The sequence below is a fragment of the Pseudomonas sp. S44 genome (genome assembly GCF_016624805.1).
GTDB lineage: Bacteria > Pseudomonadota > Gammaproteobacteria > Pseudomonadales > Pseudomonadaceae > Aquipseudomonas > Aquipseudomonas machongensis.
On sequence record NZ_JACVTY010000030.1, the window covers coordinates 17,075 to 42,617 of the forward strand.

Consider the following 25,543-nt stretch of genomic DNA (forward strand, 5'->3'; position numbering starts at 1 on the left):
CGCGGTGCATGGCGCCGGCTCGCCGCCCTGACAAGCCCGCGCCTACGCAGTCAGCGCGTCAGGTAGACGGTGAGTGTCTGGCCGGGCTTGAGTGCCTGGCCGCTGCGCGGGTTCCAGCGCTTGAGGTGTTTCATCTCGACATTGAACCGTTTGGCCACCAGATAGTACGAGTCGCCCTTGCGTACCTTGTACTGGGTGGAGCGCTGCTTGGCTGCCGCGACGCGGTTGGCTGAGGCGCTCGGCGCGTTACCGCCACGCAGGGCCAGAACCTGGCCGACTTTCAGGTTACTGCCCGACAGGCGATTCCAGCGCTGGATGTCCTTGACCGACACACGGTTGGCCTTGGCGATGGCGCCCAGGTTGTCGCCGCGCTTGACTCGGTAACTGCTGGTTGCGGCCGGTGCCTTGGCCTCGGCGAGGGCGGCCTGGAACACGGCCTTGTTCGGTTGCAGGCTGACCAGTTGCTCAGGCTTGAGGTTGGACAGGCTGCTGGTCAGCAGTTGCGCCTTGGCGGTAGGAACGAGCAGTTGCTGCGGGCCATCGACCGTCATGCGTTTCTTGAACGCGGGGTTGAGCTGGATCAGTTCGTCTTCGTCGATATTGGCGAAGGCGGCGACGCGGGTCAGGTCGAGGCGCTCGTTGATGGCGACGGCTTCGAAGTAGGGCTCGTTGGCGATGGGGCTGAGGTTGACGCCATAGGCCTGTGGTGTCAGGACCACCTGCGACAGCGCCAGCAGCTTGGGCACGTAGTCGCGGGTCTCCTGAGGCAGCGGCAGGTTCCAGTAGTCGGTGGGCAGGCCGAGGCGCTCGTTGCGCTCGATCGCCCGGCTGACGGTGCCTTCACCAGCGTTGTAGGCGGCCAGGGCCAGCAGCCAGTCGCCATTGAACATGTCGTGCAGGCGGGTCAGGTAGTCCAGCGCGGCGTTGGTGGACGCGGTGATGTCGCGACGACCGTCGTAGAAGTTGGTCTGGCGCAGGTTGAAGTGGCGCCCGGTGGACGGGATGAATTGCCACATGCCTGCCGCATGGGCGCGGGAGTAGGCCATCGGGTTGTAGGCGCTTTCAATGGCCGGCAGCAGCGCCAGCTCAAGAGGCATGTCGCGTTCTTCGAGGCGCTCGACGATGTAGTGCAGGTAGAGGCTGCCACGCTCGCCGGCGTTCTCGAGGAAGCTCGGGTTGCTGGCGAACCACAGGCGCTGTTGCTCGATACGCGGGTTGACGTCGATGCTGTCTTGCAGGGCGAAGCCCTGGCGCATGCGCTCCCAGACATCCTCGGGCGCTTTTTGCTCGGCCGGCTTGATCATCAGCGGCGCTGGTTTGTGCTTGATCCGGGCCTGGTAGTTGTGTGCGCGAACGCTGTCGGATTCGTCGACCTGACGGGTGCTCTGGCAGCCCACGAGAGTGGCGGCCAAAGCGAGTGCGCTGACCTGGGCCAGGCGCGTCAGGGCGGCGGAATGAGCGGTGCGGCGGCTACGGGAAGACATCGGCGGACACGGTTTTCCGGGCAAAAAATTTCGGCGATTCTAGAAACCGCATCCAGTCGGGTCAACCTTGGATGTCATCCTGCGATATATCGTGAGGTTATCAGAAGCTGTCTTTCCAAGACCTCAAGGCAGCAAAAACAGCGGGTTGGGATTCGTTTGAATGTCCCTTCCATTCGTCTGCTTTTTGTTTAACGGATGTTTCAGTTGTGCGAAGAAACGGATTGGTCAAGCGCTCCACGCCGATGGTCGAGGGCAGAGTGATGCGATTGTCGGCGCGCAGGCGGGTAACGGCTTCGAAGCGTTGGATAACATGCGGGTTATCCGGCTCCACAGCCTTGGCAAAGCGCAGGTTGCTCAGGGTGTATTCGTGGGCGCAGTAGACGGCGGTGGCCTCGGGTAGCGCGGCCAGGCGCTGCAGCGCAGGTTGCATCTGTTCGGGTGTGCCTTCGAACATTCGCCCGCAACCGGCGGCGAAGAGGGTGTCGCCGCTGAACAGCAGCGGGGTCGGTGTTTTTGCACTGTAATAAGCAATATGGCCGAGGGTGTGCCCAGGTACGGCAAGCACCTCGAAGGTCACGCCCAGCGCCGTCACGGTGTCGCCGTCGTCCAACGCCACGTCGCGGCTCGGAATGCATTCGTTGGCCGGGCCGTAGACCTTGGCGCCGGTCTCCTGCTTGAGCTGTTCCACTCCGCCGACATGGTCATTGTGGTGGTGGGTGATGAGGATATCGGTGAGCGTCCAGTCGGTGTGTTCCTTCAGCCACTGCAGCACCGGACCGGCGTCGCCGGGGTCGACCACCACGCACTGGCGTTTGGCAGTATCCTGTAACAACCAGATGTAGTTGTCGGAGAAAGCGGGAAGGGCATCGATCTGTATCATGGCGCGGATCCGAATCATCTGGCGTGGGACATGAAGGCATCTTAGCTGCGATGGCGTGGCCGAAGAAACCTTCGAGGGAGAATGCAATGACCGACCAAGCCTTTGCCCAGGCCGACCCCGAGTGGGTGGAGCTGATCAGCCTGGCCCGTGACTGGTTCGCCGGGCCCATCGGGCAACTGATGCTCAAGGAGGAAGAAAAACTGCTCGAGGATGAGCTGGGCCGCTTCTTCGGCGGTTTTCTCGTGCACTATGGGCCGAGCGCCGATACACCGCCCAGCGCGCCGCAGGTGCAACGCACGGTGCGCCTCGGCGCGCCATTGCCGGGTGTGGAGGTCGTCTGCGAGGAACAGGCCTGGCCGTTGTCCGAGCATGCGGCTGATGTGGTGGTGCTGCAGCATGGCCTGGATTTCAGCCTCTCGCCCCACGGTCTGTTGCGCCAGGCTGCCAGCGCGGTGCGTCCGGGCGGGCACCTGTTGATCGTTGGCATCAATCCCTGGAGCGCCTGGGGGGCGCGGCACTTTTTCGGCCGCGGAGCGCTGCGCAAGGCGCGCTGCATCTCGCCATCGCGAGTCGGCGATTGGCTCAACCTGCTGGGCTTCGCGCTGGAGAAACGCCGCTTCGGGTGCTATCGTCCGCCGCTTTCCTCCCCGGTCTGGCAACAGCGCCTGGCGGGGTGGGAGCGGATGGCCGGGGGATGGCAGACCGCGGGCGGGGGTGTTTACCTGCTGGTGGCGCGCAAGATGGTGGTTGGCCTGCGACCGCTGCCCATGGAGCGCCGGGAGCCGATGGGCAAGCTGTTGCCCCTGCCGCTGGCCAAGGTCAATCGTCGTCACAGCGAGCCCTGACCGCGCCGTCCATGGTCGATAACCTGCAAGCGAACGAAGGCGGTACATGAGCGATAGCGTCGAGATCTACACCGATGGTGCCTGCAAGGGCAACCCTGGCCTGGGTGGCTGGGGCGCCCTGATCGTCTACAAGGGCGTCGAGAAGGAGCTGTGGGGCGGCGAGCGCGACACCACCAACAACCGCATGGAGCTCATGGCTGCGATCTGCGCGCTGATGGCGCTCAAGCGCGAATGCGAAGTGGTGCTGACTACCGACTCGCAATATGTGATGAAGGGCATCACCGAGTGGATGGCCAACTGGAAGAAACGCGGCTGGAAGACCGCTGCCAAAGAGCCGGTGAAGAATGCCGACCTCTGGCAGTTGCTCGATGAACAGGTCAACCGGCACAAGGTGACCTGGAAGTGGGTGCGCGGGCATATCGGGCATCCGGGTAACGAGCGGGCCGACATGCTGGCCAACCGCGGGGTGGATGAGCTTCGCGCCAAGCGTTGAGGCACCTGCAAAGCCAGTGGCCGGTTTGATGTATACTCGCCTCCTTTCCCAGAAGTCGCTTGGAGCCCCCGCGTGGAGCAGCAGAACACCCGACTGGTCGTCCTCGATACCGAAACCACTGGTATGCCGGTCAGCGAAGGCCACCGGATCATCGAGATCGGTTGCGTCGAGGTCATCGGCCGGCGCCTGACCGGGCGCAACTTCCACGTCTACCTGCAGCCAGACCGCGAGAGTGACGAGGGCGCCATTGGCGTTCACGGCATCACCGACGCGTTCCTGGTCGGCAAGCCGCGTTTCGCCGATGTGGCCGAAGAGTTCTTCGAGTACATCCAGGGCGCGCAACTGGTCATCCACAACGCGGCGTTCGACGTTGGCTTCATCAACAACGAATTCGCCTTGATGGGCCGTCAGGACCGCGCCGACATCTCCCAGCACTGCACCATCCTCGACACCCTGATGATGGCGCGCTCGCGCCATCCGGGCCAGCGCAACAGCCTCGATGCGTTGTGCAAGCGCTATGGCATCGACAACTCTGGCCGCGACCTGCACGGCGCGCTGCTCGACTCGGAACTGCTTGCCGACGTCTATCTGGCGATGACCGGTGGCCAGACCAGCCTGTCGCTGGCCGGCCAGGGCGTTGAAGACGACGAAGGGCAGGGCGGCAATGGTAGCGAGATCCGCCGTATCGTCGGGCGTCAGCCGGGGCGTGTGATCATGGCCAGCGAAGAGGAGCTCGAGGCACATGCCGAGCGTCTGGCGGCGATCGCCAAGTCGGCGGGGGCACCGGCAATGTGGCAGGCACTGAGCGAAACGCCAGCAGGCTGACACCGCCCATACAGTTGCCCTGAGGCTCGACTACCCTGAAATGGACACGCGTCCTTCGGAGGTAGCGGCCTGATGTACAAGGACCTCAAGTTCCCCATCCTCATCGTCCACCGTGCGATCAAGGCCGACAGCGTCGCCGGTGAGCGCATACGGGGTATCGCCGAGGAGCTCAAGCAGGATGGCTTCGCCATCCTCGCCGCCGCCGACCATGCCGAAGCGCGTCTGGTCGCCGCCACTCACCACGGCCTGGCCTGCATGCTGATCGCCGCCGAAGGCGTCGGTGACAATATCCATCTGCTGCAGAACATGGCCGAACTGATCCACCTGGCGCGGCTGCGTGCACCGGCTCTGCCGATCTTTGCCCTGGGTGAGCAGGTTACCCTGGAAAATGCCCCTGCCGAGGCGATGAGCGAGCTGAACCAGTTGCGTGGCATCCTCTACCTGTTCGAAGACACTGTGCCCTTCCTGGCCCGGCAGGTGGCGAGGGCTGCGCACAATTATCTCGACGGCCTGCTGCCTCCCTTCTTCAAGGCGTTGGTGCAACACACTGCGCAATCGAACTATTCCTGGCACACGCCTGGCCACGGTGGTGGCGTGGCATATCGCAAGAGCCCGGTGGGTCAGGCCTTTCACCAGTTCTTCGGCGAAAACACCCTGCGCTCGGACCTCTCGGTCTCGGTGCCGGAGCTGGGGTCTTTGCTCGATCACACCGGGCCGCTGGCCGAGGCCGAGGCCAGGGCTGCGCGCAATTTTGGTGCCGATCATACGTTCTTCGTCATCAATGGCACCTCGACCGCCAACAAGATCGTCTGGCATGCCATGGTCGCGCGTGATGACCTGGTGCTGGTGGACCGCAACTGCCACAAGTCGGTGGTGCATGCGATCATCATGACCGGGGCCATCCCGTTGTACTTGTGTCCGGAGCGTAACGAACTGGGCATCATCGGGCCGATCCCGCTCGGCGAGTTCAGCCGCGAGTCGATCGAGGCCAAGATCCAGGCCAATCCCCTGACCCGTGGTCGCGAGCCGCGCATTCGCCTAGCGGTGGTGACCAACTCCACCTATGACGGTCTGTGCTACCACGCCGGCCAGATCAAGCAGGCCCTGGGCGCGAGTGTCGAGATACTGCATTTCGACGAGGCCTGGTTTGCCTACGCCGCGTTCCACGACTTCTTCAGTGGGCGTTATGCCATGGGCACCGCCCGCGAGGTCGACAGCCCGCTGTTGTTCAGCACTCACTCTACCCACAAGCTACTGGCTGCCTTCAGCCAGGCCTCGATGATCCATGTGAAGGATGGCGCCCTTCGCCAGCTTGATCGCGATCGCTTCAACGAGGCGTTCATGATGCATATATCGACCTCGCCTCAGTACAGCATCCTGGCATCGCTCGATGTTGCCTCGACCATGATGGAAGGCCCGGCCGGGCGATCACTGCTGCAGGAGATGTTCGACGAGGCGCTGAGCTTTCGTCGTGCGCTGGCCAACCTGCGTGCGCACATCGCGACCGATGACTGGTGGTTCACCATCTGGCAGCCACCGACGGCCGAAGGTATCCAGCGTCTGGCCGCGCAGGACTGGCTGCTGGAGCCCGGCGCCCAGTGGCACGGTTTTGGCGAGGTGGCGCACGACTACGTGCTGCTCGATCCGCTCAAGGTGACCCTGGTGATGCCGGGGCTGACCGCCGAGGGCGTGCTCGGCGAGCATGGGATTCCAGCGGCGGTGGTGAGCAAGTTCCTCTGGGAACGTGGATTGGTGGTAGAGAAGACCGGGCTGTACAGTTTCCTGGTGCTGTTCTCCATGGGGATCACCAAGGGCAAGTGGAGCACACTGCTGACCGAGTTGCTCGAGTTCAAGCGCCACTATGATGCCAATACCGTCCTGCAGCTGTGCCTGCCCAGCGTTGTGGCCGTCGCACCGTTGCGTTATCAGGGGCTGGGCCTGCGCGATCTGTGCGAGCAATTGCACGACTGCTACCGTGCCAACGCTACGGCCAAACAGCTCAAACGCCTGTTCACACGCTTGCCGGAAGTGGCCATGAGCCCAGGGCAGGCTTACGACCGAATGGTGAAGGGGGAGGTCGAGGCGGTGCCGATCGAGCAACTGCTCGGGCGTATCTCAGCGGTGATGCTGGTGCCTTACCCGCCAGGTATTCCGTTGATCATGCCGGGCGAACGCTTCACCGAGGCGACCCGTTCGATCCTCGACTACCTGGCCTTCGCTCGAGCCTTCGACAGGGGCTTTCCCGGTTTCGTTGCCGATGTCCATGGCCTGCAGCATGAAGGCGATGGGCCCTACACGGTGGATTGCGTCACGGAATGCGAATGATCTCTACGCCGCTCTGGGCCAGTTCGAAGCGGTCTTCACCCAGGTAATTGACCCGGTCGCCGATGGCCAGGCGATAGGTGGTGATCGGCGCGCCAAGGGTGCTGCCGTCCGCCTGCAAGGTCGACTCCTGGAACTCATGCACCGGATAGATGCGGCCTTCGGCGTCGCGGGCGTGGAATTGGCCGACCAGTACTGCTGCCATGTAGGTTGAAACCTCTGAAATATGGAGAAATATCTGCAGTCATAGACCAGCGAAGGGGGCGGGAAGTTTTCTTGTTACGGAAAAAAACCTCGAGGGTGAAGCAGGGTCATCTATAACTACACAGTTCCCCTTCCCCAGCAGAGGATGCAAATCGCCATGAGCCAGGTCTATTCGGTAGCGGTCGTTGTCGGCAGCTTGCGCAAGGACTCCTACAACCGCAAGGTGGCTCGCGCCCTATCGGAGCTGGCGCCGTCCAGCCTTGCGTTGAAAATCATCGAGATCGGTGATCTGCCGTTGTACAACGAGGACGTCGAGGCCGCGGGTGTACCGGCGCCTTGGCAGCGTTTTCGCGACGAGATCCGCCGCAGCGATGCGGTGCTGTTCGTCACTCCGGAGTACAACCGCTCGGTACCGGGGGCATTGAAGAACGCCATCGATGTTGGCTCGCGACCTTACGGGCAGAGTGCCTGGGGCGGCAAGCCGACGGCGGTGGCCAGTGTCTCGCCGGGGGCGATCGGTGGCTTTGGTGCCAACCATGCGCTGCGCCAATCGCTGGTCTTTCTCGACATGCCCTGCATGCAGATGCCCGAAGCCTACATCGGAGGCGCGGCGACACTGTTCGACGAGTCGGGCAAGCTCAGTGACAAGACTCGGCCGTTCCTGCAGGCATTCATTGATCGGTTTGCCGCGTGGGTGAAACTCAATAGGGCGGTGTGATAGCGCTCGCTGTCCTTTTCGCGGGCAATTCGCAGCGGCTCGCCGCCGCGAATTGCCTGCCAATGAGTCACCGCCAGGCCATCAGACCCCCTGCGGCATCTCCCCCTTGGCCAGTCGCCGATTGATATCGGCAACCACCTCCGGCAGCTTATTGATGGTGTCGATCAAGTAATGCGGTCGCGAGCCCTCGAACAGCGCATGGATCCGCTTGCGTTCCTGCTCCAGTCTTTCGGCACCCAGCGCCTGGTATTGCTCCCAGGTCAGCCCCAGGGCATTGCCCGAGCACACCAGCGCCACTGTCCACATCCCGGCACGACGACCTTCCAGTATCCCCGGTACGGTGTCGTCCACCTTCACGCACGCGGCGACATCGTCGACTCCCAGCGCAATGACGTTGGCCAGGGCCTGGGCCGGCCATGGGCGACCATTGGGCGTTTCGTCGGTGGCCACCACGTGGTCGGCGACATAGCCATTGCGCGCAGCCAGCGCTACCACCTTGTCCATCACCACTTTCGGGTAGCCCGAGCACGAGCCGATCTTCAGGCCATCCTTGCGCAGCCCGGTGAGGGTCTCCAGTGCACCTGGAATCAACGCGGAATGCACGGCGATCTTCTCGATCTGCAACGGCATGAAGCGTTCGTAGATGGCCGTGACGTCGTTGTCGGTCGGGGTACGGCCAAACACCTTGCGGTACCGCTCGGCGATTTCCGGCACATCGCACAGGGTGCGGATATGGTCCCATTTGCCCATGCCCATCGGGCCGCGGGCCTCCTCGATGGACACCGCGACATCGAACTCGGCAAAAGCTTCGACGAAGATCTGGGTCGGGGCGAAGGAGCCGAAGTCGACGACGGTACCGGCCCAGTCGAGGATGGCGGCTTGCAGCTGGGTGGGGTTGCTGTAGTTCATGTGCGCGATTTCCATCAATGGGGTGGGCAAAGGGTTCAGATATCCAGCACTTCCATTTCCCGCAGCACCTGGGCCACGGCATCGACGGCGGCCTGCATGCCCGCCGAACCGACCACGCCGATGCAGCCGACGCGGAAGGTTTCGACCTGTGTCAGCTTGCCGGGATAGAGAATGAAACCCTTGGCCTTGACCCGCTCGTAGAAGTCCTTGAACTGGTAGCGGGCGTCCGTGGGGGCGTGGAAGGTGACGATGATCGGCGCCTGGATGTCGGTGGGTAGGAAGCTGCGCAGGCCGATTCTGGCCATGCCGTCGAGCAGGGTCCGGCAGTTGTTGGCATAGCGTTGGTGACGCGCAGGCAGGCCGCCTTCTTCAGCGTACTGTTGCAGTGCTTCGTGTAGTGCCGCGACCACGTGGGTAGGCGGGGTGAAGCGCCACTGGCCAGTCTTGGCCATGTAGGTGTGCTGGTCGTGAAGGTCCATGGCCAGCGAGTGGGCGTTGCCTTCGGCAGCGGCCAGGGCATTTTTCTCGGCGAACACGAAGCCCATCCCGGGCACACCCTCCAGGCATTTGCCGGAGGCGGCGATCAGGGCTTCGAACGGCACCTCACGCGCATCGATGGGCAGGGCGCCGAACGAACTCATGGCATCGATGATCAAGCGCCTGCCGTGGTTCTTGACGACCTGGGCGATTTGGGTGAGCGGGTTGAGAATACCGGTGCTGGTTTCACAGTGAATCAGCGCGACGTGGGTCACGGCCGGGTCGGCGGCGAGCAGGCGGTCGACATCGGCGGCGGTGGTCGGTTGGTCCTCGGCGGTTTCGAAGGTGCTGTAGTTGCGGCCCAGCACCTTGCAGATCTTTGCCAGGCGCTGGCCGTACGCACCGTTGATCAACACCAGGACCTTGCCATCACGCGGCACGAGGGTGCCGATGGCCGCTTCCACGGCGAAGGTGCCGCTGCCTTGCAGGGGCACGCAGTGGTGGCTGGCGCTGGCTTCGAGAATCGCCAGCAATTGTTCGCAGACGCTGGCGGTCAGCTGATTGAAGTCACGATCCCATGAGCCCCAGTCCACCAGCATGGCCTGGCGGGTGCGGATCGAAGTGGTCAGTGGGCCGGGGGTCAGCAGAATCGGGGCGCTGGTCATTGCGGGACTTCCTCGGGGGCAGTGGGCAGAAACGACGGGGCTAGGTTGCAATTCGCCCATTCATCAATCAAATTGTTTGTTGTTATGCCAGCCATAAGTCATGCCGATAAATGAACCTCTTTCAACTCCGTGCCTTCGATGCCGTCGCCCGCGAGGGCAGCTTCACCCGTGCCGCGGCGCGCCTGTTCATCAGCCAGCCGGCAGTGACCGGACACGTCAAGGCGCTCGAGGAGCATTACCAGATCACCCTGCTGCGCCGCACTGCGCGGCGTGTCGAGCTGACCGAGGAGGGCACGCGTCTGGCGGCCATTACCCGGGCCATGTTCGGGCTGGCCGAAGAGGCCCAGGCGATGCTCGAAGCGAACCGTCAGCTGCTGACCGGGCGTCTGGAGGTCGCAGCAGACGGACCGCACCGGGTCATGCCGATGCTGGCGCTGCTGCGCGCACGCTACCCTGGCATCACCGTCAACCTGCGCCTGGGCAATGCCCAGGAGACCTTGGCGGCGCTGCTGTCCGAGCACGCCGATGTGGCGGTGCTGACCGAGGTGGAACCGCGCAAGGGCCTGTATCTGCAGAGTTTGGGCGAGTCGCACCTGTGCGCTTTGTTGCCGGTCGGTCACCCGTGGGCCGCCGAGCCTGGGGAGCTGGCGCTGAGGGCTCTGGACAAGCAGGTCATGGTGCTGCGTGAGCCCAGTTCGATCACCCGGCAGACCTTCGACCGGGCCTGCGCTGCGGTCCATGTGCAACCCCGAGTGGTGTTGGAGCTGGACAGTCGCGAGGCGGTAACCGAAGCGGTGGCCGCGCAGCTTGGCATCGGGATCGTCTCTTCGGCGGAGGTAGCGCATGATCCACGGGTAGTGGCGCGCCCCATGGCGGGCGCAGGGCTGCTCAACCGGCACATGATCGGCTGCCTGGAGCGGCGTCGCCCGTTGCGCTTGATCCAGGCGTTCCTGGGGTTGGCCAGTATGTCCGAAGAGGACGGGAACAGTTCCGGCTGTGCCCCGCTGAGGTGATTGGCAAGAGTAGTCCTGGTTATCTTCCAGGAAACTCCTATGACCACCCTCAAACTCGATCACACTGACAGCTTCATCGTGGACAACCTGCCTGTCTGGCTGCATGCCGCTTCGGCCGAGCAAATCACGACCTTGCGACGCCGATTCGACGAGCACCGTGCGGTGGAAGCACGTCTTCAGGCCGCGTTCAAGGCGCTGAAGGCTCCCCAAGACTTCGCCTGTAGCCTCCTGAATACGGCAATGGAAAACACGCTGAAGGTCCGGTTGGACTTGCGCAATAGCTTATGGCGCCAGCGGTGGGACAATTACAGCCTTTTAGGTGGAGAGACGCTGGTCAATCATTTCACCTTTGAACCTGCGATGAACCACCTGATGCAGAACTTCGTATCGGGGCTTAACTTTGACCACCGCACTGGTCTGATCAAGGCCGGACCCCATGCGTCTCTGACCAGCGAAAAGCTGCTCGTGGATACCGCCCGGTTGGCACAGGTGTGTCGCCAAGTTGATGCTGGCGCGCATTACCAAACGCATCTTGAGCAGGTACTGGATGATTCGGTCAGCGCATTGCTGGCCGAGGAGAAAGCCAGGCGCCTGGCGCTGGCGGCTCAGCTTGCGGTTGTGCAGGGTCGCATCGAGGCGGCCGAGCTGGCGGCGCTGGAGCCCCTCCTGGGAAACGTGTCGACAGTGAATCCGACACTCCCGAGTGTGCAGGTCAAGCACCTTTATCTGCTGGGTCATGCGGTATTGGGCGCCTTGCTCATAGAGCTGTCGGAGCATGCGAATGCATCGGGACCTTCCGACAGCGCGGGCATATTGCTTTTTCTGCCTCATCGACCACTGCAGCGATTTGCCGACTTGAACGGCGTCGCTACTCATCTGGTCACGATGCTCGCGACCCCGCACGAGCATGAAGCCTTGCTCGCGCTGATTGCCCTCGACAGTCGCGTCGCTTTTCAGGCCATGTTGAAAAAGCGCCTGAGCGATGCGGCGCCTGACCTGGAGGTCCTCGGCAGGGTCTGCGGCAAAGCCCTGTTCGCCGAGCTCGCCGAGTTGCAGGTGAAGCAGATCAAGGATGATGCCCGTTATCTGCTGGTGCCAGTGGCGGACGTCGATGACAAGGTCAAGTGGCAACGGTTGCTGACACTGGAGTCCGTCGGCATGAACTTGCTACAGGCGGCATCGCTGTTTGTGCCAGGGCTGGGTCAGTTGTTTCTCGCGGCAACGGTGGTGCAGGTGCTTGACGAGGTCTACGAAGGCGCTGTCGACTGGTCACGCGGTCATCAACACGAAGCCTTGGAACACATGCTTGGCGTCGCCGAACTGGTTGCTGTCAATGCGTTGGGGGCTGCGGGTGGGGCGGCGGTAGCCCGAGGTTTCCAACGTAGCGGTTTCGTGCAGGAATTGGCTCCTGTCGAGCAACGGCCAGGCACAGGACGATTGTGGGCCCATGAGCTGGCACCTTACCGCGCCAGGAATGTGCCGCAGCACGCGCAACGTGGCCCCGATGGCCTGTACCGACATGGCGGCGAGCGTTGGTGGTTGCATCAAGGCCACCTTCACGGCGTTCGTCGTGATATCGCTGCAGCTCAATGGCGGCTGCAACGAGGCGACGGCAAGTCGGGCTTTGCTCCAGCGTTGCAATGGAACGGTGAATACGGTTGGCGCCTGGCCTGGCAGCGCCCGCAGGAATGGCAGGGCGAGTCGTCTTTGCTCGGACACTTGTGGCCGCTGGCCTCCGAACTCGATGAGCAGCGAATCAAGTCGATTTTGTCGATCGCCGATATTGACCACTCGACCTTGCGCCGCCTCGTCGCCGAGCAACGAGCGCTTCCTGCCGGGCTGCGTGACACCCTCAACCGGTTCGCCGCTGATGGAAGAATCGATCAGTTCTTTCTCGCGTTGCATCATAGCCCGCAAACTGCTGAGGTGGACTTGATGCGTTTTTGCAGCAATCGCCTCAAGCTTGAGCAAATGACGTCTCAGGCTCGTGTACAAGCCATGCTTGATGACGCTGCCGTGTTGCGTGAGGAGCTCATGGCACATTTGACCGAGCAGGCGGGCGGACGCACGGACACTGCCTTGATACAGCGTGATTTCCCCGGCTTGCCTGATGTGTATGCCGCTGATCTGCTTGACCGTGTAAGCCCCGTCCAGCAACAGCGCTTGCGAAGCAGCGGACGTTTGGACTTGGCATTGGCGGAACGCGCGCGGCTGGCGTTGCACGAGGCGTGGATTTGCCGATTGTTGCAAGGGTTGTACCTCAACAACGCCTACCACCAAGAGCTGCCGAGACTGATATTCGCGTTGCTGCGCAGGGAGCCGGCCTGGCCCCGCGAAATCAACTTCGAGGTACGCCAAGGCGCTGTCGACGGACGGCTCATCACAAGCCTGTACCCGGCTGATAAAGGGGGCAAGGCCAAGGTACTGGTATGGCTCGCAGGGCAGATGCACGTGTTCGAGGATGGCACGCGTCTGCTCGTCGAAACCGAGGGCGCGGGAGGGCTGTTGGAGTGCTTGTGGCATTTTCTGCCCGAGGCAGACCGCCAGCGGCTGGGATGGACAGGCCAGGGAGCCATCGAAGCAATGCGTGCCGACCTCCGGCGCCGTCTACCCAACAGCCGGACCCAGGTACTCGAACTGCTGAATGTGCAGCCGCCCAAGCCGACGTTCCGCCCACCTGTCCGTCTTCCGGACAGGCGTTTCGGCTATTTGATGAGTGGCCGTGGCGGGCGCGGCAGTCATGTGGCGGAACGCACGCTGGAGGATCGGGTGCGCAGCCTCTATCCAGGGTTCAGCGAAAGGCAGCTGGAGATCTATCTTCAGGTTCTCGATGAGCAGCCTGGATCTTCCTTCACAGCCTTGCTCGCGCAGGAGCAAATCTATGCGCAACTTGACCGTGACCTGCAGAGCTGGGCCGAGGATGAAGACGGTGCAGCGACGCGTCGACAGCGACGTCAGGTGGCCGATGAAATCCGTCGCTGCTGGCGTTTTCAAGGATTGGCAGGCAGGGCGCATAGCAACGGCGACCCTGGTATGGTGCTGGTACTGTCCGGTCTGGATGCGGCCGAGTTGCCGGATCTCTCCGGGCATGAGGGGTTCAGTCACGTCAGTGAGATGACCCTGTCGCACATGCAACTGGGCGATCTTCCCACGGGCTTTCTACAGCCATTTGGCAGTTTGCTGACCCTGAATCTGGACAGTAACAGGTTCACCGTAGTCCCCCAGGCGCTTTCTACATTGCCGCACCTACGCGAGCTGACGCTTTCGCGAAACGAGCTCCACATCGATGCTGCAGGCCTTGCCTTACTCGGGCAGATGCGCCAACTGTGTGTGCTGGACTTGAGCGAAAACCCGCTCGGGATGTTCGGGCTGGCGCTGGATCGGATGCCGCGTCTGCGCCAGTTGGGTCTGCGCAATGTTGGCCTGACCGAGGTCCCGCGACATCTGGAACTGGGGGTCTCCCTGGACTATGTCGATCTGCGCGACAACCGCATCACCGCCTTGCCGCTGAGCCTGCGCAACCGGACTAGGCAGTGGCGGCGAAGGCTCGCGCTGGTGGGGAATCCGCTACCCGAGCAGTACCGTGACCAGTGGATCGACCCGAGCTGGACGTCTGAGAGCGAGGCCGAGAGCGACGTACACAATGGCACGCGCTGGCTGGAGCGGCTCGACGATGCGTCCCGGGTCACCCGCGCCGCGCAATGGGACCGCCTGCAGGCGGAACCGGGAAGCGCCGATTTCTTTGGCTTGATTCACGCACTGGCGGACACCAGCGATTTTCGCTTGGCGCGGGCGCACCTGGAGGCCAGGGTATGGGCCATGTTCGACATGGTCGAACGGAATACGGCTGTGCGTGAACAGTTGTTTGCGCTTGCGAGTGAGCCACGCACCTGCGTGGACAGTGTGATTTCGACCTTCGGCCTGCTGGAAGTCAAGATGCTCAGTACTGCCGTCGAGAGCGGCTCAGCGGACGAGGTCGAGACGCAATTGCTGGACCTGGCACGGAGGTTCTTCCGTCTCGACCAAGTGGAAGCCTACGCCCGAGAGGACGTCAGGCAGCGCCGCGCCGGTGGGCGAGGCGTCGATGAGGTGGAGGTAAGCCTGGCCTACAGGGTAGGGTTGGCGCAACCCCTCGACTTGCCAGGCCAACCGCGTACGATGCAGTTCGAGACCATCGCCGGGGTGAGTCGGCAAGATCTGCAGGCGGCGCAGGCCGCCGTGCTCGAGGCAGAGGCCAGTGATGCGCTGGCGGTTGACATCAGCCAAAGAAGCTTTTGGCTTGATCGTTTGCAAAGATCGCACGAAGCAGCCTTCGGGTTGATACGCGAACCGTTCGTGACGCGAATGGAGGCTGTGTATGCTCGTCGTCACAGCCTCACGGATGCCGAGTACGACGCTCAGGGCAGAGCGATCGTTGCGGAGTGTGAGTCGGCAGTAGGTGCCAAGGCACTCGAGCTGACCCGCCAGGCACTGGCACGTCAGACCGAGTGAGGCTCAGCAGACCCGGTACATGAATTGTTCAGGAGCTGGCCTTTTTTCGTCATGGCCCTAAGATGGCCTGCATTGGGCAATCTGGATAGCCGATGAGCGAGAAAGATACGATTTCCATGCAATTGGTGCGCGAAGCGCTGCTGCAGACCTGCCCGCAGGGCAAGGCTGACGCAGCGCTGCTGCGGCGTGCGGGAATCGATGAACGCAGCCTCGAGCAAGCTGATGCGCGCGTTGGTGCCGATGCCTACGCGCGTCTCTGGCGCTTGCTGGCACGTCGATGTAACGACGAATTCTTCGCGATGGACCCGCGCGGTCTGCGTAGCGGCAGCCTCTCGTTCATGTGCCAGGCAAGCATGGCGCAGCCCACGCTTGGCGCAGGGTTGGAGACTGCGCTGGGGTTTCTCTCGTTGATGCTCGAAGACCTGCAACCCGGGCTGGTACGCCAGCAGAGCCTGGCCGAGATCACTATCAACGAACCGCGCGATGAGCCCCGGCGTGCCTTCACCTATTTTACGTTCTGGATGATTGTCCATGGCGTTGCCTGCTGGCTGGCGGGCCGACGCATTCCCATCCTCGCCATTGACCTGCGTTGTGCCGAGCCGCCGTTTTGCGACGATTACCGTGTGATGTTCTCCGAGAACCTGCAGTTCGAGCGCCCGCGTACGCGCATGATCATCGCCGCCGATTGTCTTGACCTGCCCCTCAGGCGCACGCCCGAGGAGTTGCAGAAATTTCTCGCCGAGGCTCCGGGCAATATCCTGGTCAAATACCGAGATCCCGACAGCCTCGCCCGACGTGTGCGTCGCATCCTGGGGAAGCTCGACCCCGGCCAGTGGCCCGACGCCGAACGTCTGGCCCGCGACCTGTGCCTGTCGTTATCGACCTTGCGCCGTCGCTTGGCAGAGGAAGGGCAGACCTACCAGGGGCTCAAGGATAGCGTACGCCGACAGCTGGCGATCGACTGGCTGAGCGAGGGATCGCTGGCGATGAGCGATATCGCCGAACGCCTGGGGTTTGCCGACGCCAGTTCGTTCTATCGCGCGTTTCGTAAGTGGTTTGGCTGCAACCCAGGAGGGTATCGGGCCTTCGTACTGGGTGGCTCGCAGGTACAAGGCAAGAATTCCGGCTGAATGCCGAGTGGTGCCTGCACCAAGGTGGTGGTTCCCAACATGAGGTACCTTCGATGACCACCCCTCTGGCGGCACCCAAAGCAGACCTTGTTGATGAGTTCATTGGCGAAAACCTACCCGACTGGCTTAGCAAGGCGCAGCCGGCGCAGATCAAGGCGCTGCGAGACGGCTTCGCAGCTCATCGTCAAACCGAGCAGGGCTTGGCAACAGCCTTGCTGCGCCTGGTGCCTCTGCAAGCGTTTGCCCTGCCATTGCTGCAGCTGACACTGGAACGCGATCTGGGCCTGAAGATCGACCTGCTGTCGGTGTTGTGGCGTGAGCGCTGGACCAAGTTCTCGTTGCCGGGAAACCAGGCGTTCAATACCTACCAGTCTCATCATCCGGCGCTCTACCATCTGCTGCAGAACTTTCCTGACGATGCCGAGTTTGGCGAGGGCACTGGGTTCGTCGCCGAGCAGTCCGATGACCGCAATGCTCCGGCGTTGTTCACTGACGCCAAGGGAGTGGCTAGGGCTTGTAACCGCTTGGATATCGGCAAACGCTATCAGGCCCACCTGGCGGAGGTGTTCGACTCGTCCACCGTTGCGCTGTTGGCCGAAGACAAGCGTCAGCGCTTCGACCTCGCCATCGAAATTGCCGCGTTGAAAAAGTCATTGGTGCGAGCCGACCTTGATCTGCTACGCCTGGTCAGTGCCGGCAAGCCCGCGGTTCACGCCAGCTACGACATCGTCAGGGTGCGGCAATTGGCATTGCTCGGCCACCCGTTGGAGGGGGCCTTGACCGTCGAATTGGCCAACGTCTGGCCGCGTGGGGTGCGGGCGAGCCTGCGCGTCCAGGCAGTCCTGCTGTACCTGCCAGACCAGCCGCTATGCCGATTCGACTCTTGGCATGCATTGCAGGATGCGTTGGTGAAGCGCCTGCAGAACCCCGCGAACCAGGCGAAGCTCATCGAACGCATGGCTCTCAAGGATCGGGCGAGCTGTCTGCAACGGTTGAGTGTCCGCCTGAAAGATGCCAAACCCGATCTGGAGCCGGAGGGCGAAGTACTGGCAGGCAATGTCTTCGTCGCCCTGGCCGACGGGCAGGTAAATAGGCTGCGTAGTGATGCGCGCTATCTTGCGGTTCCCACCCAGGACGCCAATACCGAGCGCAAATGGGCCAAGCTCCGTGCCCTGGAGAGTGTGGGTGAAACATTCGTGCAGTTGGGGGGATTATTAGTCCCGGCACTTAATGCGATGTTGATCGGCGCACAGGTGGTACAAGTACTGGGGGAGGTATTCGAAGGCGTCGATGACTGGGCACGCGGTCACCAGCATGAGGCACTGGAGCACCTGCTCGGAGTGGTCGAAAGCGTCGCGGTCAATGCTGCACTGGCAGGTGCGGGGCATTACGTCGCACGGGCCTTCAGCCGTAGCGCTTTTGTCGATGAGCTGGTGCCGGTGTCTACCCAGCCTGGCACCCACCGCCTCTGGCATGAAGACCTTTCACCTTTTCGCGAGCAGGCCTTGCCCAGCGGGGCGGTGCTGGACGAAAACGGCTTGTACAGCGATGGCGTGAATCACTGGTGGCAGCAGGAGGGATACTTCCATTCTGTGCATCAGCCCGACAATTCCGATGAATGGCAACTGCGCCGTACCGATGGTCGTGCGGGCTTTGGGCCCATGCTGTTCGGCAATGGCGAGGGCGCCTGGCACCTGGCTTGGCAACGGCCAGGAGAGTGGCAGGGCGCGCGCACCCTGCTGACGCACTTGTGGCCGCGTGCGTCCGAGCTCGACGACCTGGGTATCACTCAGGTTCTACGAATCAGTAGCATGGACGAGGCCGCTTTGCGGGGGCTCGCCGTGGAGCGGCGTCCCCTGCCCGCAGTGCTTCGCGATACGTTGCTGCGCTTCATGGCCAGCGCACGCATCGATAGGTTCTTCAACGCCCTTGAGCAAGACATCACCCATGGCGCGGACTCGTCGTTGTTCGACTACTGCCTGGAGCAACTGGTGGACCCGGCGTTGGACGGAAGTGAACTTGCCGGACAGATTAGCGACGATGCGCCGCGACTACGCCATGCGCTGATGGCGCATTTTTCTACGCCAGAAGTGCCGGAGGGTGTAGACCTGAGTTTGATTCAACGTGACTTTCCCGGATTGCCCGAGGCCTATGCGCTCGACCTGCTGTCCCAGGAGAACGCCGCGCTCGTTGAGCAAATGAACAGCCGTAACCGCATCCCGCTGGCACTCGCCGAGCAGGCGCGCGAAGCCTTGCAGTCGGCACGGATTGCCCGGGCGATCGAGGCACTGGTGCTTGGCAACACTTACAGCAATGATCTGCCTGAACTGGTGTTTGGCCTGCTGCGTCGCCATGCTGGATGGCCTATGCGGATCAACTTCGAGGTGCGTGAGGGCAGTGCTTTCGGTCGTTTGACCAGTCGCCTGTTCCCCTCTTCTACGGCGGGTGAGCTGTGGACACTGGTCTGGGCAGAAGGAGGGGTGCGTGTATACCAGGATGGCCTCGAGGCAGTTGATGCACCTGAGTCGCCCCGCGATCTGTTTGCAAGCCTGCTGGCCTACCTGCCGGGCGAGCACCTTGATCGCCTGGGCTGGTCGGGTGAGGCGGGAGCGACGGCGATGCGCCGGGATCTGCTCAGCTGGTTGCCCGCCGGGCGTGACAAAGTGATCAGTTTGCTGGGGATGAGCGAGATCCGTCCCAGCTTGCGCCCAGGCAGGCGCATGCCTGATGGTCGCTACGGTTATCCCCTCAGCGGTCGTGCCAGTTCCGGCTCCTCGGCGGCGCGGACCTTGCGCGACCGCGTGCGGGCGTTGTATCCGGGGTTCAGCGATGGGCAGGTCGAGACCTATGTCGAACTGCTCGGGAATTCGCCGGGTTCGGCGTTCACCAACCTGCTCAGTGAGGAGCTGGAATTTCGCAGCTTGAATCGCGCCTTGCGAACCTGGGTTCAGGACCCCCCGCTCGCCTCGGCGAGAAGTGCGCGTCAATTGCTGGCCGATGAGTTGTTGCGCAGCTGGCGTATCGAAGGTCCAATCGTACGGGGTGGCAACAACGAGCCAGGCATGCGCCTGAGCTTAATTGGTGTGCCGGTTGGTGAACTGCCGGTCCTGCCAGCAGGCACCAATTTTCGGCATGTCCTGGAGCTGAACCTGATCAATCTGGGGCTTTCGGCAGTGCCTGCTGGGTTCCTCAGAAACTTTGGCCATCTGCGCAGCCTCAACCTCAGCAACAATATGTTGTCCGAACTGCCTGGCGAGATGCACCTGCTGACCAGCCTGCGCACACTCAATCTGTCGCGCAACCAACTGCAGATGGATGCCACAGCCTACTCGGCGCTGGAGGGGCTGCAGCGCTTACGTATCCTGAATCTCAGTCGCAATCCGTTGCAGACGTTCAGCTTGTCGTTGCGACCGCTTCAACGTCTTTACGAGCTCGAGCTGCGTATGACTCAATTGAGCGTGTTTCCTGCGGACCTGGTACAGGCCGAACTGCTGGAGTATATCGATCTGCGCGACAACGGTATCAGCGAACTCCCTGACGCGCTGTTGCAAGCGCCTCTCTCTGTGCGTCAGGCGTTGCGACTGGAGGGCAACCCCTTGCCTGGCGATTATGCTGAGCGACTGTCGGGCCATGTGCCTAGCCAGGCCGTGCCTTCGTCCTTCAATGCTCGGGAGTCCTGGCTAGAGCACCTTGAAGAGGGCGAGCGTGAGCGGCGAGCAGCGCAATGGGATCGGCTTTCTGAGGAAGAGGGGAGCGAGGAGCTGTTCGCGTTGCTCGGACGACTGGTGCAGAGCAGCGATTTCCGTCTGGCCCGCACAGATCTCGAGCAGCGTGTCTGGGCGCTGCTGGATGGCATAGAGCTTGATACGCGGTTGCGTGAAGACATCTTCAACTTTGCGGCAAACCCTACCACCTGCGTCGACAGCGTGGCTTCTTGCTTCAGCGCTCTTCAGGTGCGGGCGTTCATTGCCAACGGTTTGCGCGATGTGCCCGCAGCGCAAGCCCAAAGTACCCGACTGATGCTAGGGCGCAGGCTGTTTCGTCTCGACAGGGTCGAGCAGTACGCTCGGGACGATATGGTGCAGCGGGTCGAGAATGGGGCCGGGGTCGATGAGGTCGAGGTGAGCCTGGCCTATCGGGTGGGGTTGGCCCGTGAACTTGACCTTCCAGGCCAGGCACGGAGCCTGCAGTTCGAGACGATTGCTGGCGTGACCCGTGCTGATCTCGACGCCGTGGTGGCACGCGTTCGTGAAGCGGAGGCAGGTGATGAGCTGGCGCAGTTCATCAGCAAACGCGACTTCTGGCTCGACTACTTGCGAGAAACCGAGCCCGCACAGTTTGCGGCCATCGAAGCGCCCTCGGACGAGCAGATGTCGGCACTCGACGAACGAAGGGACGAGCTCGCCGATCTGGAGTACGTGACCGAGGCCAAAGCGTTGAAGCAGTCGCGTGAGGCCGACTTGCAGGCATTGGCGTTGCGCTTGACCCGCGATGCACTGGACGCAGGTCGCTAGGCCGATCAGCCGCAGGCCATGACCGGAGCTCATTCCTCCTGCCATGGCCCGGACGGTCCAGCGAGAGTGCATGACGCGATTTGCGAAAGGAGCCTCTCCCATGACATCTATCCCTCCCTTGACCGTCGGTAAGCCCAGTGTTGCCGATGCAGTCGATGACTTTATCCGCACCGGGTTGCCCGAATGGCTCAAGCGTGCCTCACCTGCCCAGATCAACCGTCTGCGCGATCGCTTCAAGAGCAGCCGGGTCAGCCAGGACAAGGTGCGTGCGGCAACGCTCGACCTGATCCCGCTGCACACCTTCGTACTTGAGCAATTCACAGCTCTGCTCGGCGACCGGTTGCCCAAGGACTGTAAGCTCGATCAGTTGCAGTGGCTGGATGTCAGGCGCGAGTTCGGCCTGGTTCCGGGAGTGCATTGGCCGTTCTATCGACCGGGTTACGTGCGACAGCCAGGGTTGCTGCGACTGATGCAGAACTTTCACGCCGACGACGCCGCGCTCGAGGGCAGTGGGCTTGTGCATCCGGGGGCTGATGTTGTGTTGTCAGGTCCGGCGAACGATCTGGCACGCGACTGCCGCAAGAAAAATGTCGGCAGCCTTTACCAGGCTCAGCTAGCGCAGGTTTTCAGTGCATCGAACTGCGCGCTGCTGGCCGAGGATAAGCGCTCGAGCCTGAGCCTTGTGATCGAGATCGCAGCGCTCAAGGGAGAGATATCGGCGCTTGAGCAGATTGCTTTGCAGGATATCGCCCAAGGTGTGCCCGAGCAGCATGAGACGCTGCTGCGAGGTTATTCCGGCATGCTGACGGTGCTGGGTTGCAGTATCACTGATGGCCTGACCATCGCACTGCGGGACGCTGCAGGTGTGAGCAAGGGTGTCATGCTGTACCTGCCCAGTGACCCGCAGCTTGCTCTGCGGCGTTATGACTCGTGGGAAGACCTGAGTGCGGCTATGGTCACCGCGCTCGAGGACAAGGCTTACCTTGAGTTCTTCAGTGGTCTGGTTGCGTTTGAACAGCGGCCGACGTTCCTGCAGACACTGGGCAAACGTCTGGCCGATGCCAGCCCGGATCTACAGATCGAAGGCAGGACAGTGCAGGGCGAGTTGTTCGCGGAGCTGGTGGCGCAGCAGGTGCAGCGGGTGAAGTCCGACGCACGGTACGTGCTGGTCCCGACCGCTGACGCGGATCATGCTGCGACCCAGTCACGCCTGCAGGCGTGGCAGTCGATCGGGCTTGGCTTGGCCAATCTGGCAGGGCTGTTCATTCCTGCGATCGGTGCGATTTTGTTTGGCCAGTTGGTGGAGCAGACGCTCTCGCAGGTGTTCGAAGGGACTGCGGACTGGACCCGTGGTCATCAACATGAAGCCCTTGAGCATCTGCTCGGTGTGGCCGAGACCGTTGCGGTCACGGCGGCGCTGGCTGGGGGGGCTGCGGTGGTTGCACGGGGGTTCGCCCGCAGCAGCTATGTTGATGGTCTGAAGCCTGTCGACGTGCAAGGCGTCGGCACGCGTCTTTGGTCAAGCGCGCTGGATACTTATGTTAACGAGCCGCTACAGCCGCGCTTGCAGGATGACGGGCTCTATCGCACTGCCGACTCGCGCTGGTTGCGGGTTGGCAAGCGTTTCTTTGCCGTGCATCAACCGTCGGCTCAAGGTGGCTGGCGCGTGCGTCACCCGCGTCGTGTGGCTGGCTACGGTCCTGCGCTGGAAACCGTCGGCGAGCGTGGCTGGCGGCTGCGCCTGGAGCGACCGCTGGAGTGGTCGGACGAGGCTCGGATGCTGCAGAGCCTATGGCCCCTGGACCCGGCGTTGACCCGCACCGATGCCTTGGCCGTTCTCGACATGGCGGACATCGATGTCGAAGAGTTGCGTGGCTTGCTGGTGGATAGCCGTGAGGTTCCGGCCAACCTGCGCGAGACGTTGCGGCGCTTCGATGCGGACCGACAGGTATCGGCGTTCTTCAAGGCGTTGGCCGAGGACCAGCTACCTGTGGACGATGCACGTATCGAGGCGTGGTGCCTGGCGTTGCCAGGCTTGCACAAGGCGGACAGTGCCGGGCTGCGTGTTGCCTTGCTGGCGCAGGAGCCGGTGCTGCGCCGCGATCTTTTCCAGTATCTGGTTACCGAAAACCCGCCTGCAGACCCGCTGTGTGCGCTGTTGCAGCGTGACTTTCCCGGGTTGCCTGCACGGTATGCCGTGCAGGCAACCGCCCAGGTGTCGAGCCGTCTGCGCACGATCGCCGAGGTTGAATCACGCGTACCGCTGGCAGTGGCGAACGACGCCCGGTCACTGCTGCAACTGGCTCGCTTGAGCCGCGCCTGCGAGTCGCTTTACCTGGATAATGTATACAGCGACGAGGGTGCCGAACTGGTTCTGGCGCTGGCAGCACGGCTACCCGGGTGGCCGCAGACGTTGCGCCTGGTGCTGCGTGAAGGAACCCTTGATGGACGGGTGGTCAAGGCCGTCGGACCTGTTGCCGACACTGGCTCGCAAGTCACACTGGTGCATAAGGATTGCCAGTTCCAACGCTACGACCATGGCGGTCGGAAGCAGGGTGAGCCCGCGTTTTCTATGGCACAGGCGCTGGTCGACGCGCTACCGGTCGAGGTACGGACCTCACTGGGGCTCACAGGTACGAATGCAGGTCTGCTGCTGCGTGCGGCGTTGCGTGCGCAACTACCGAGCACACGCAGTGAGCGTGTAAGTCTGCTGGGCTGGACCCCACGTAAATCCTGGTTCAACCCTGGACGGCGCATGGCTGATGGGCGTGTTGGGTATCCGCTCAGTGGACGCGGGCAGCCTGGCTCCTCCTGGCAGCCGCTACTGGACCGTCTGCGCGCGATCTATCCTGATCTTTTACCCGCGCAGCTTGAGGCGCGACTGAGTCAGATGCAGCAAGCGCCTGGGTCCCTTTACCGGCGGCTGGCCGAGCTTGAAGGCGATTATGAGCGACTGGAGAGGGCACTCTCGGGTTGGCTCAGCGCCGGGCTTGGCGGCCGTAGCCACGCTGCCCGCGTCCAGGCTGCCGAGCGCATGCGCCAGGCCTGGCGCCTTCAGGACGGGCAGCAGACCCTGGTGATCAGTGGCGTACAACTGCAGACCTTGCCCGAGTTCGTCCACCCGACGACGTTCGCCAACGTTACCACGCTGGTCATCAGCGACACCTCGCTCACTCATGTGCCGACCGACTTCCTGCATTGCTTCAGCGCTTTGAGGGAGCTGAACCTGAGCGGCAATCATCTGCTGGCCTTGCCACGAGGTATCGTTCACCTGGTTGAGCTGCGTCGTCTGCGACTGGCGCGTAACGACATTCGCCTCGATGAAGCAGGTGTCCAGGTGCTGACGGGCCTGCAACATCTGAACGAGCTGGACCTGAGCCACAATCCGTTAGGGGCGTTGATCTTGCGCTTCAATCACCTTCCGCAACTGCGCGAAATCAGTGTGCGCCATTGCCGATTGGGTGCCTGGCCGGACGGTTTGGAGCAGTGCGGATTTCTTGAGCGCGCCGACCTGCGCGACAACCAGATTCCTGTCGTGCCAGCGGCCATCCTGCAGATGCCGAATGTCTTCCGCCGCGGTTTCATGGTCGAAGGCAATCTTTTGTCGAGCGTTGAGCTGCGAGGGCTCTATGCTCTCGACGCGATCCAGGAGCATCTGCACCTACCAGAGCGACTGACCCGGCAGAATGTCGACGTGGTGCGCGCTTCGTGGTTGGACAGCGGCGATTCGGCCTTGTACAACGCGCAGCTGTTCCAATGGGACACGCTGCAGGCGATGCCGGACAGCGATGGGTTCTTCCAGTTGCTGGGGTGGCTGACGCTCACGCAGGACCATGCTCAGGTGCCAGCGGTGCTGTCGACGCGTGTTTGGTCTCTGCTCAATGCCATCAACGCCGACACTGACCTGCGCAACCATCTTTACGCGCTGGCCGACGACAACCTGACCTGCCTGAATGCGGTCAGTGACCGTTTCAGTGATTTGCAGCGCTGCGCCGCGATTGCGCGTGCCGATGCCAACACCTTGCATGAGCGGGGCAGTGAGCTGATCACACTCGGTCAGGGGCTGTTTCGCCTGGACCAGTTGGACGCGTTCGCTCGTGCCGACATCCGTCGCCGGATCGAAGCCGGCGATAGTGTCGACCAGCTTGCAGTGCGCTTGTACTACCGAGTGAGCCTGAGGGAGCGCCTGAGCCTACCGTTCACTTCGCGGTTCATGGACTATGCCTCGGCGGCCGAGGTGACTGACAGCCAGCTCCAGGAAGCGCTGGTGGCGGTGAGGGCCGCGGAGTCGATCGAAGCCCTGGGTGAAAGCCTGAGCCGGCAGGCGTTCTGGCGGCGCTATATGCTTGAGCGCCATGATGCGGTCTTCGAGCGCGTCGAAACAGACCATCAGACACGATTGGCGGCGCTGCAGGCCAGGGCCGACCAGATTTCGGCCGAGAATCTGGCCCTGGAGATCGAGGCGCTGGAGAGTCGGCGGGACGTCGAGGAGCTCGAGATGATACGTGAACTGACCCGGCAAATGCTGATTGGCCGGGAGCGGGGGCTTGGCTGAACGCTCAGGGCGCTGAGG

Annotated in this window: 15 protein-coding genes; 10 read left to right on the forward strand and 5 right to left on the reverse strand. The window is 62.5% G+C overall.

Going from position 1 to position 25,543, the window contains the following annotated elements; genetic code table 11:
• Window positions 1-50: 50 nt before the first annotated feature.
• Both IAE40_RS20295 and gloB read right to left on the reverse strand, forming a co-directional pair.
• Complete coding sequence (locus IAE40_RS20295) at window positions 51-1,484, reverse strand: lytic transglycosylase domain-containing protein (protein WP_054894346.1); 1,434 nt, start codon at window positions 1,482-1,484, stop codon at window positions 51-53.
• A 100-nt stretch (window positions 1,485-1,584) separates the two neighbouring features.
• On the reverse strand, window positions 1,585-2,364 hold the full coding sequence (gene gloB / locus IAE40_RS20300) for a hydroxyacylglutathione hydrolase (RefSeq protein WP_197893463.1): 780 nt from the start codon (window positions 2,362-2,364) through the stop codon (window positions 1,585-1,587).
• 86 nt (window positions 2,365-2,450) lie between these two features.
• Here gloB and IAE40_RS20305 point away from each other — a divergent pair, with 86 nt between their 5' ends.
• The 4 genes from IAE40_RS20305 (at window position 2,451) to IAE40_RS20320 (ending at window position 6,852) form a co-directional block, all read left to right on the forward strand.
• On the forward strand, window positions 2,451-3,209 hold the full coding sequence (locus tag IAE40_RS20305; protein ID WP_153774781.1) for an SAM-dependent methyltransferase: 759 nt from the start codon (window positions 2,451-2,453) through the stop codon (window positions 3,207-3,209).
• Between the two features lie 46 nt (window positions 3,210-3,255).
• Window positions 3,256-3,702 carry a ribonuclease HI gene (rnhA, locus tag IAE40_RS20310; protein WP_054894343.1) on the forward strand — a complete coding sequence of 149 codons (447 nt, stop codon included), beginning with the start codon at window positions 3,256-3,258 and terminating at the stop codon, window positions 3,700-3,702.
• Window positions 3,703-3,774: 72 nt separating this feature from the next.
• The gene (gene dnaQ, locus IAE40_RS20315) at window positions 3,775-4,527 is read left to right on the forward strand and encodes a DNA polymerase III subunit epsilon (RefSeq protein ID WP_325167289.1); all 753 of its coding nucleotides are present in this window, start codon (window positions 3,775-3,777) and stop codon (window positions 4,525-4,527) included.
• Window positions 4,528-4,599: 72 nt separating this feature from the next.
• A complete protein-coding gene (locus IAE40_RS20320; protein ID WP_153774782.1) occupies window positions 4,600-6,852 on the forward strand; it encodes an Orn/Lys/Arg decarboxylase N-terminal domain-containing protein in 2,253 nt (750 codons plus the stop codon).
• Here IAE40_RS20320 and IAE40_RS20325 read toward each other — a convergent pair.
• Window positions 6,836-7,054 carry a hypothetical protein gene (locus IAE40_RS20325; protein WP_054894341.1) on the reverse strand — a complete coding sequence of 73 codons (219 nt, stop codon included), beginning with the start codon at window positions 7,052-7,054 and terminating at the stop codon, window positions 6,836-6,838. The genes IAE40_RS20320 and IAE40_RS20325 overlap by 17 nt on opposite strands.
• 156 nt (window positions 7,055-7,210) lie before the next feature.
• Between IAE40_RS20325 and IAE40_RS20330 the strand changes: the two genes are divergently transcribed.
• Window positions 7,211-7,771 carry an NADPH-dependent FMN reductase gene (locus IAE40_RS20330; RefSeq protein ID WP_153774783.1) on the forward strand — a complete coding sequence of 187 codons (561 nt, stop codon included), beginning with the start codon at window positions 7,211-7,213 and terminating at the stop codon, window positions 7,769-7,771.
• Window positions 7,772-7,852: 81 nt separating this feature from the next.
• On the opposite strand, the gene phnX is transcribed toward IAE40_RS20330, so the two are convergent.
• Entirely contained in the window at window positions 7,853-8,680 is an 828-nt protein-coding gene (phnX, locus tag IAE40_RS20335) for a phosphonoacetaldehyde hydrolase (RefSeq protein WP_200603759.1), read from the reverse strand.
• Between the two features lie 35 nt (window positions 8,681-8,715).
• A complete protein-coding gene (locus IAE40_RS20340; protein WP_197893409.1) occupies window positions 8,716-9,822 on the reverse strand; it encodes a 2-aminoethylphosphonate--pyruvate transaminase in 1,107 nt (368 codons plus the stop codon).
• Window positions 9,823-9,932: 110 nt separating this feature from the next.
• On the opposite strand from IAE40_RS20340, the gene IAE40_RS20345 reads away from it, so the two are divergent.
• The 5 genes from IAE40_RS20345 (at window position 9,933) to IAE40_RS20365 (ending at window position 25,525) form a co-directional block, all read left to right on the forward strand.
• Window positions 9,933-10,835: a LysR substrate-binding domain-containing protein gene (locus IAE40_RS20345; RefSeq protein ID WP_054894337.1), complete on the forward strand. Its 903-nt coding sequence runs from the start codon at window positions 9,933-9,935 to the stop codon at window positions 10,833-10,835.
• Window positions 10,836-10,874: 39 nt separating this feature from the next.
• Window positions 10,875-15,326: an NEL-type E3 ubiquitin ligase domain-containing protein gene (locus IAE40_RS20350; protein ID WP_200603760.1), complete on the forward strand. Its 4,452-nt coding sequence runs from the start codon at window positions 10,875-10,877 to the stop codon at window positions 15,324-15,326.
• A 92-nt stretch (window positions 15,327-15,418) separates the two neighbouring features.
• Window positions 15,419-16,456 carry an AraC family transcriptional regulator gene (locus IAE40_RS20355; protein WP_200603761.1) on the forward strand — a complete coding sequence of 346 codons (1,038 nt, stop codon included), beginning with the start codon at window positions 15,419-15,421 and terminating at the stop codon, window positions 16,454-16,456.
• Window positions 16,457-16,509: 53 nt separating this feature from the next.
• Window positions 16,510-20,970 carry an NEL-type E3 ubiquitin ligase domain-containing protein gene (locus tag IAE40_RS20360; RefSeq protein ID WP_200603762.1) on the forward strand — a complete coding sequence of 1,487 codons (4,461 nt, stop codon included), beginning with the start codon at window positions 16,510-16,512 and terminating at the stop codon, window positions 20,968-20,970.
• Between the two features lie 100 nt (window positions 20,971-21,070).
• Window positions 21,071-25,525: an NEL-type E3 ubiquitin ligase domain-containing protein gene (locus IAE40_RS20365; protein ID WP_200603763.1), complete on the forward strand. Its 4,455-nt coding sequence runs from the start codon at window positions 21,071-21,073 to the stop codon at window positions 25,523-25,525.
• Window positions 25,526-25,543 lie beyond the last annotated feature (18 nt).

Coding starts and splice junctions, on each gene's coding strand:
- IAE40_RS20365 (WP_200603763.1), top strand. CDS start 21,071: ATGACATCTATCCCTCCCTTGACCGTCGGTAAGCCCAGTGTTGCCGAT.
- IAE40_RS20305 (WP_153774781.1), top strand. CDS start 2,451: ATGACCGACCAAGCCTTTGCCCAGGCCGACCCCGAGTGGGTGGAGCTG.
- IAE40_RS20350 (WP_200603760.1), top strand. CDS start 10,875: ATGACCACCCTCAAACTCGATCACACTGACAGCTTCATCGTGGACAAC.
- phnX (WP_200603759.1), bottom strand. CDS start 8,680: ATGAACTACAGCAACCCCACCCAGCTGCAAGCCGCCATCCTCGACTGG.
- rnhA (WP_054894343.1), top strand. CDS start 3,256: ATGAGCGATAGCGTCGAGATCTACACCGATGGTGCCTGCAAGGGCAAC.
- IAE40_RS20320 (WP_153774782.1), top strand. CDS start 4,600: ATGTACAAGGACCTCAAGTTCCCCATCCTCATCGTCCACCGTGCGATC.
- IAE40_RS20295 (WP_054894346.1), bottom strand. CDS start 1,484: ATGTCTTCCCGTAGCCGCCGCACCGCTCATTCCGCCGCCCTGACGCGC.
- IAE40_RS20325 (WP_054894341.1), bottom strand. CDS start 7,054: ATGGCAGCAGTACTGGTCGGCCAATTCCACGCCCGCGACGCCGAAGGC.
- IAE40_RS20360 (WP_200603762.1), top strand. CDS start 16,510: ATGACCACCCCTCTGGCGGCACCCAAAGCAGACCTTGTTGATGAGTTC.
- IAE40_RS20340 (WP_197893409.1), bottom strand. CDS start 9,822: ATGACCAGCGCCCCGATTCTGCTGACCCCCGGCCCACTGACCACTTCG.
- IAE40_RS20355 (WP_200603761.1), top strand. CDS start 15,419: ATGAGCGAGAAAGATACGATTTCCATGCAATTGGTGCGCGAAGCGCTG.
- gloB (WP_197893463.1), bottom strand. CDS start 2,364: ATGATACAGATCGATGCCCTTCCCGCTTTCTCCGACAACTACATCTGG.
- IAE40_RS20345 (WP_054894337.1), top strand. CDS start 9,933: ATGAACCTCTTTCAACTCCGTGCCTTCGATGCCGTCGCCCGCGAGGGC.
- IAE40_RS20330 (WP_153774783.1), top strand. CDS start 7,211: ATGAGCCAGGTCTATTCGGTAGCGGTCGTTGTCGGCAGCTTGCGCAAG.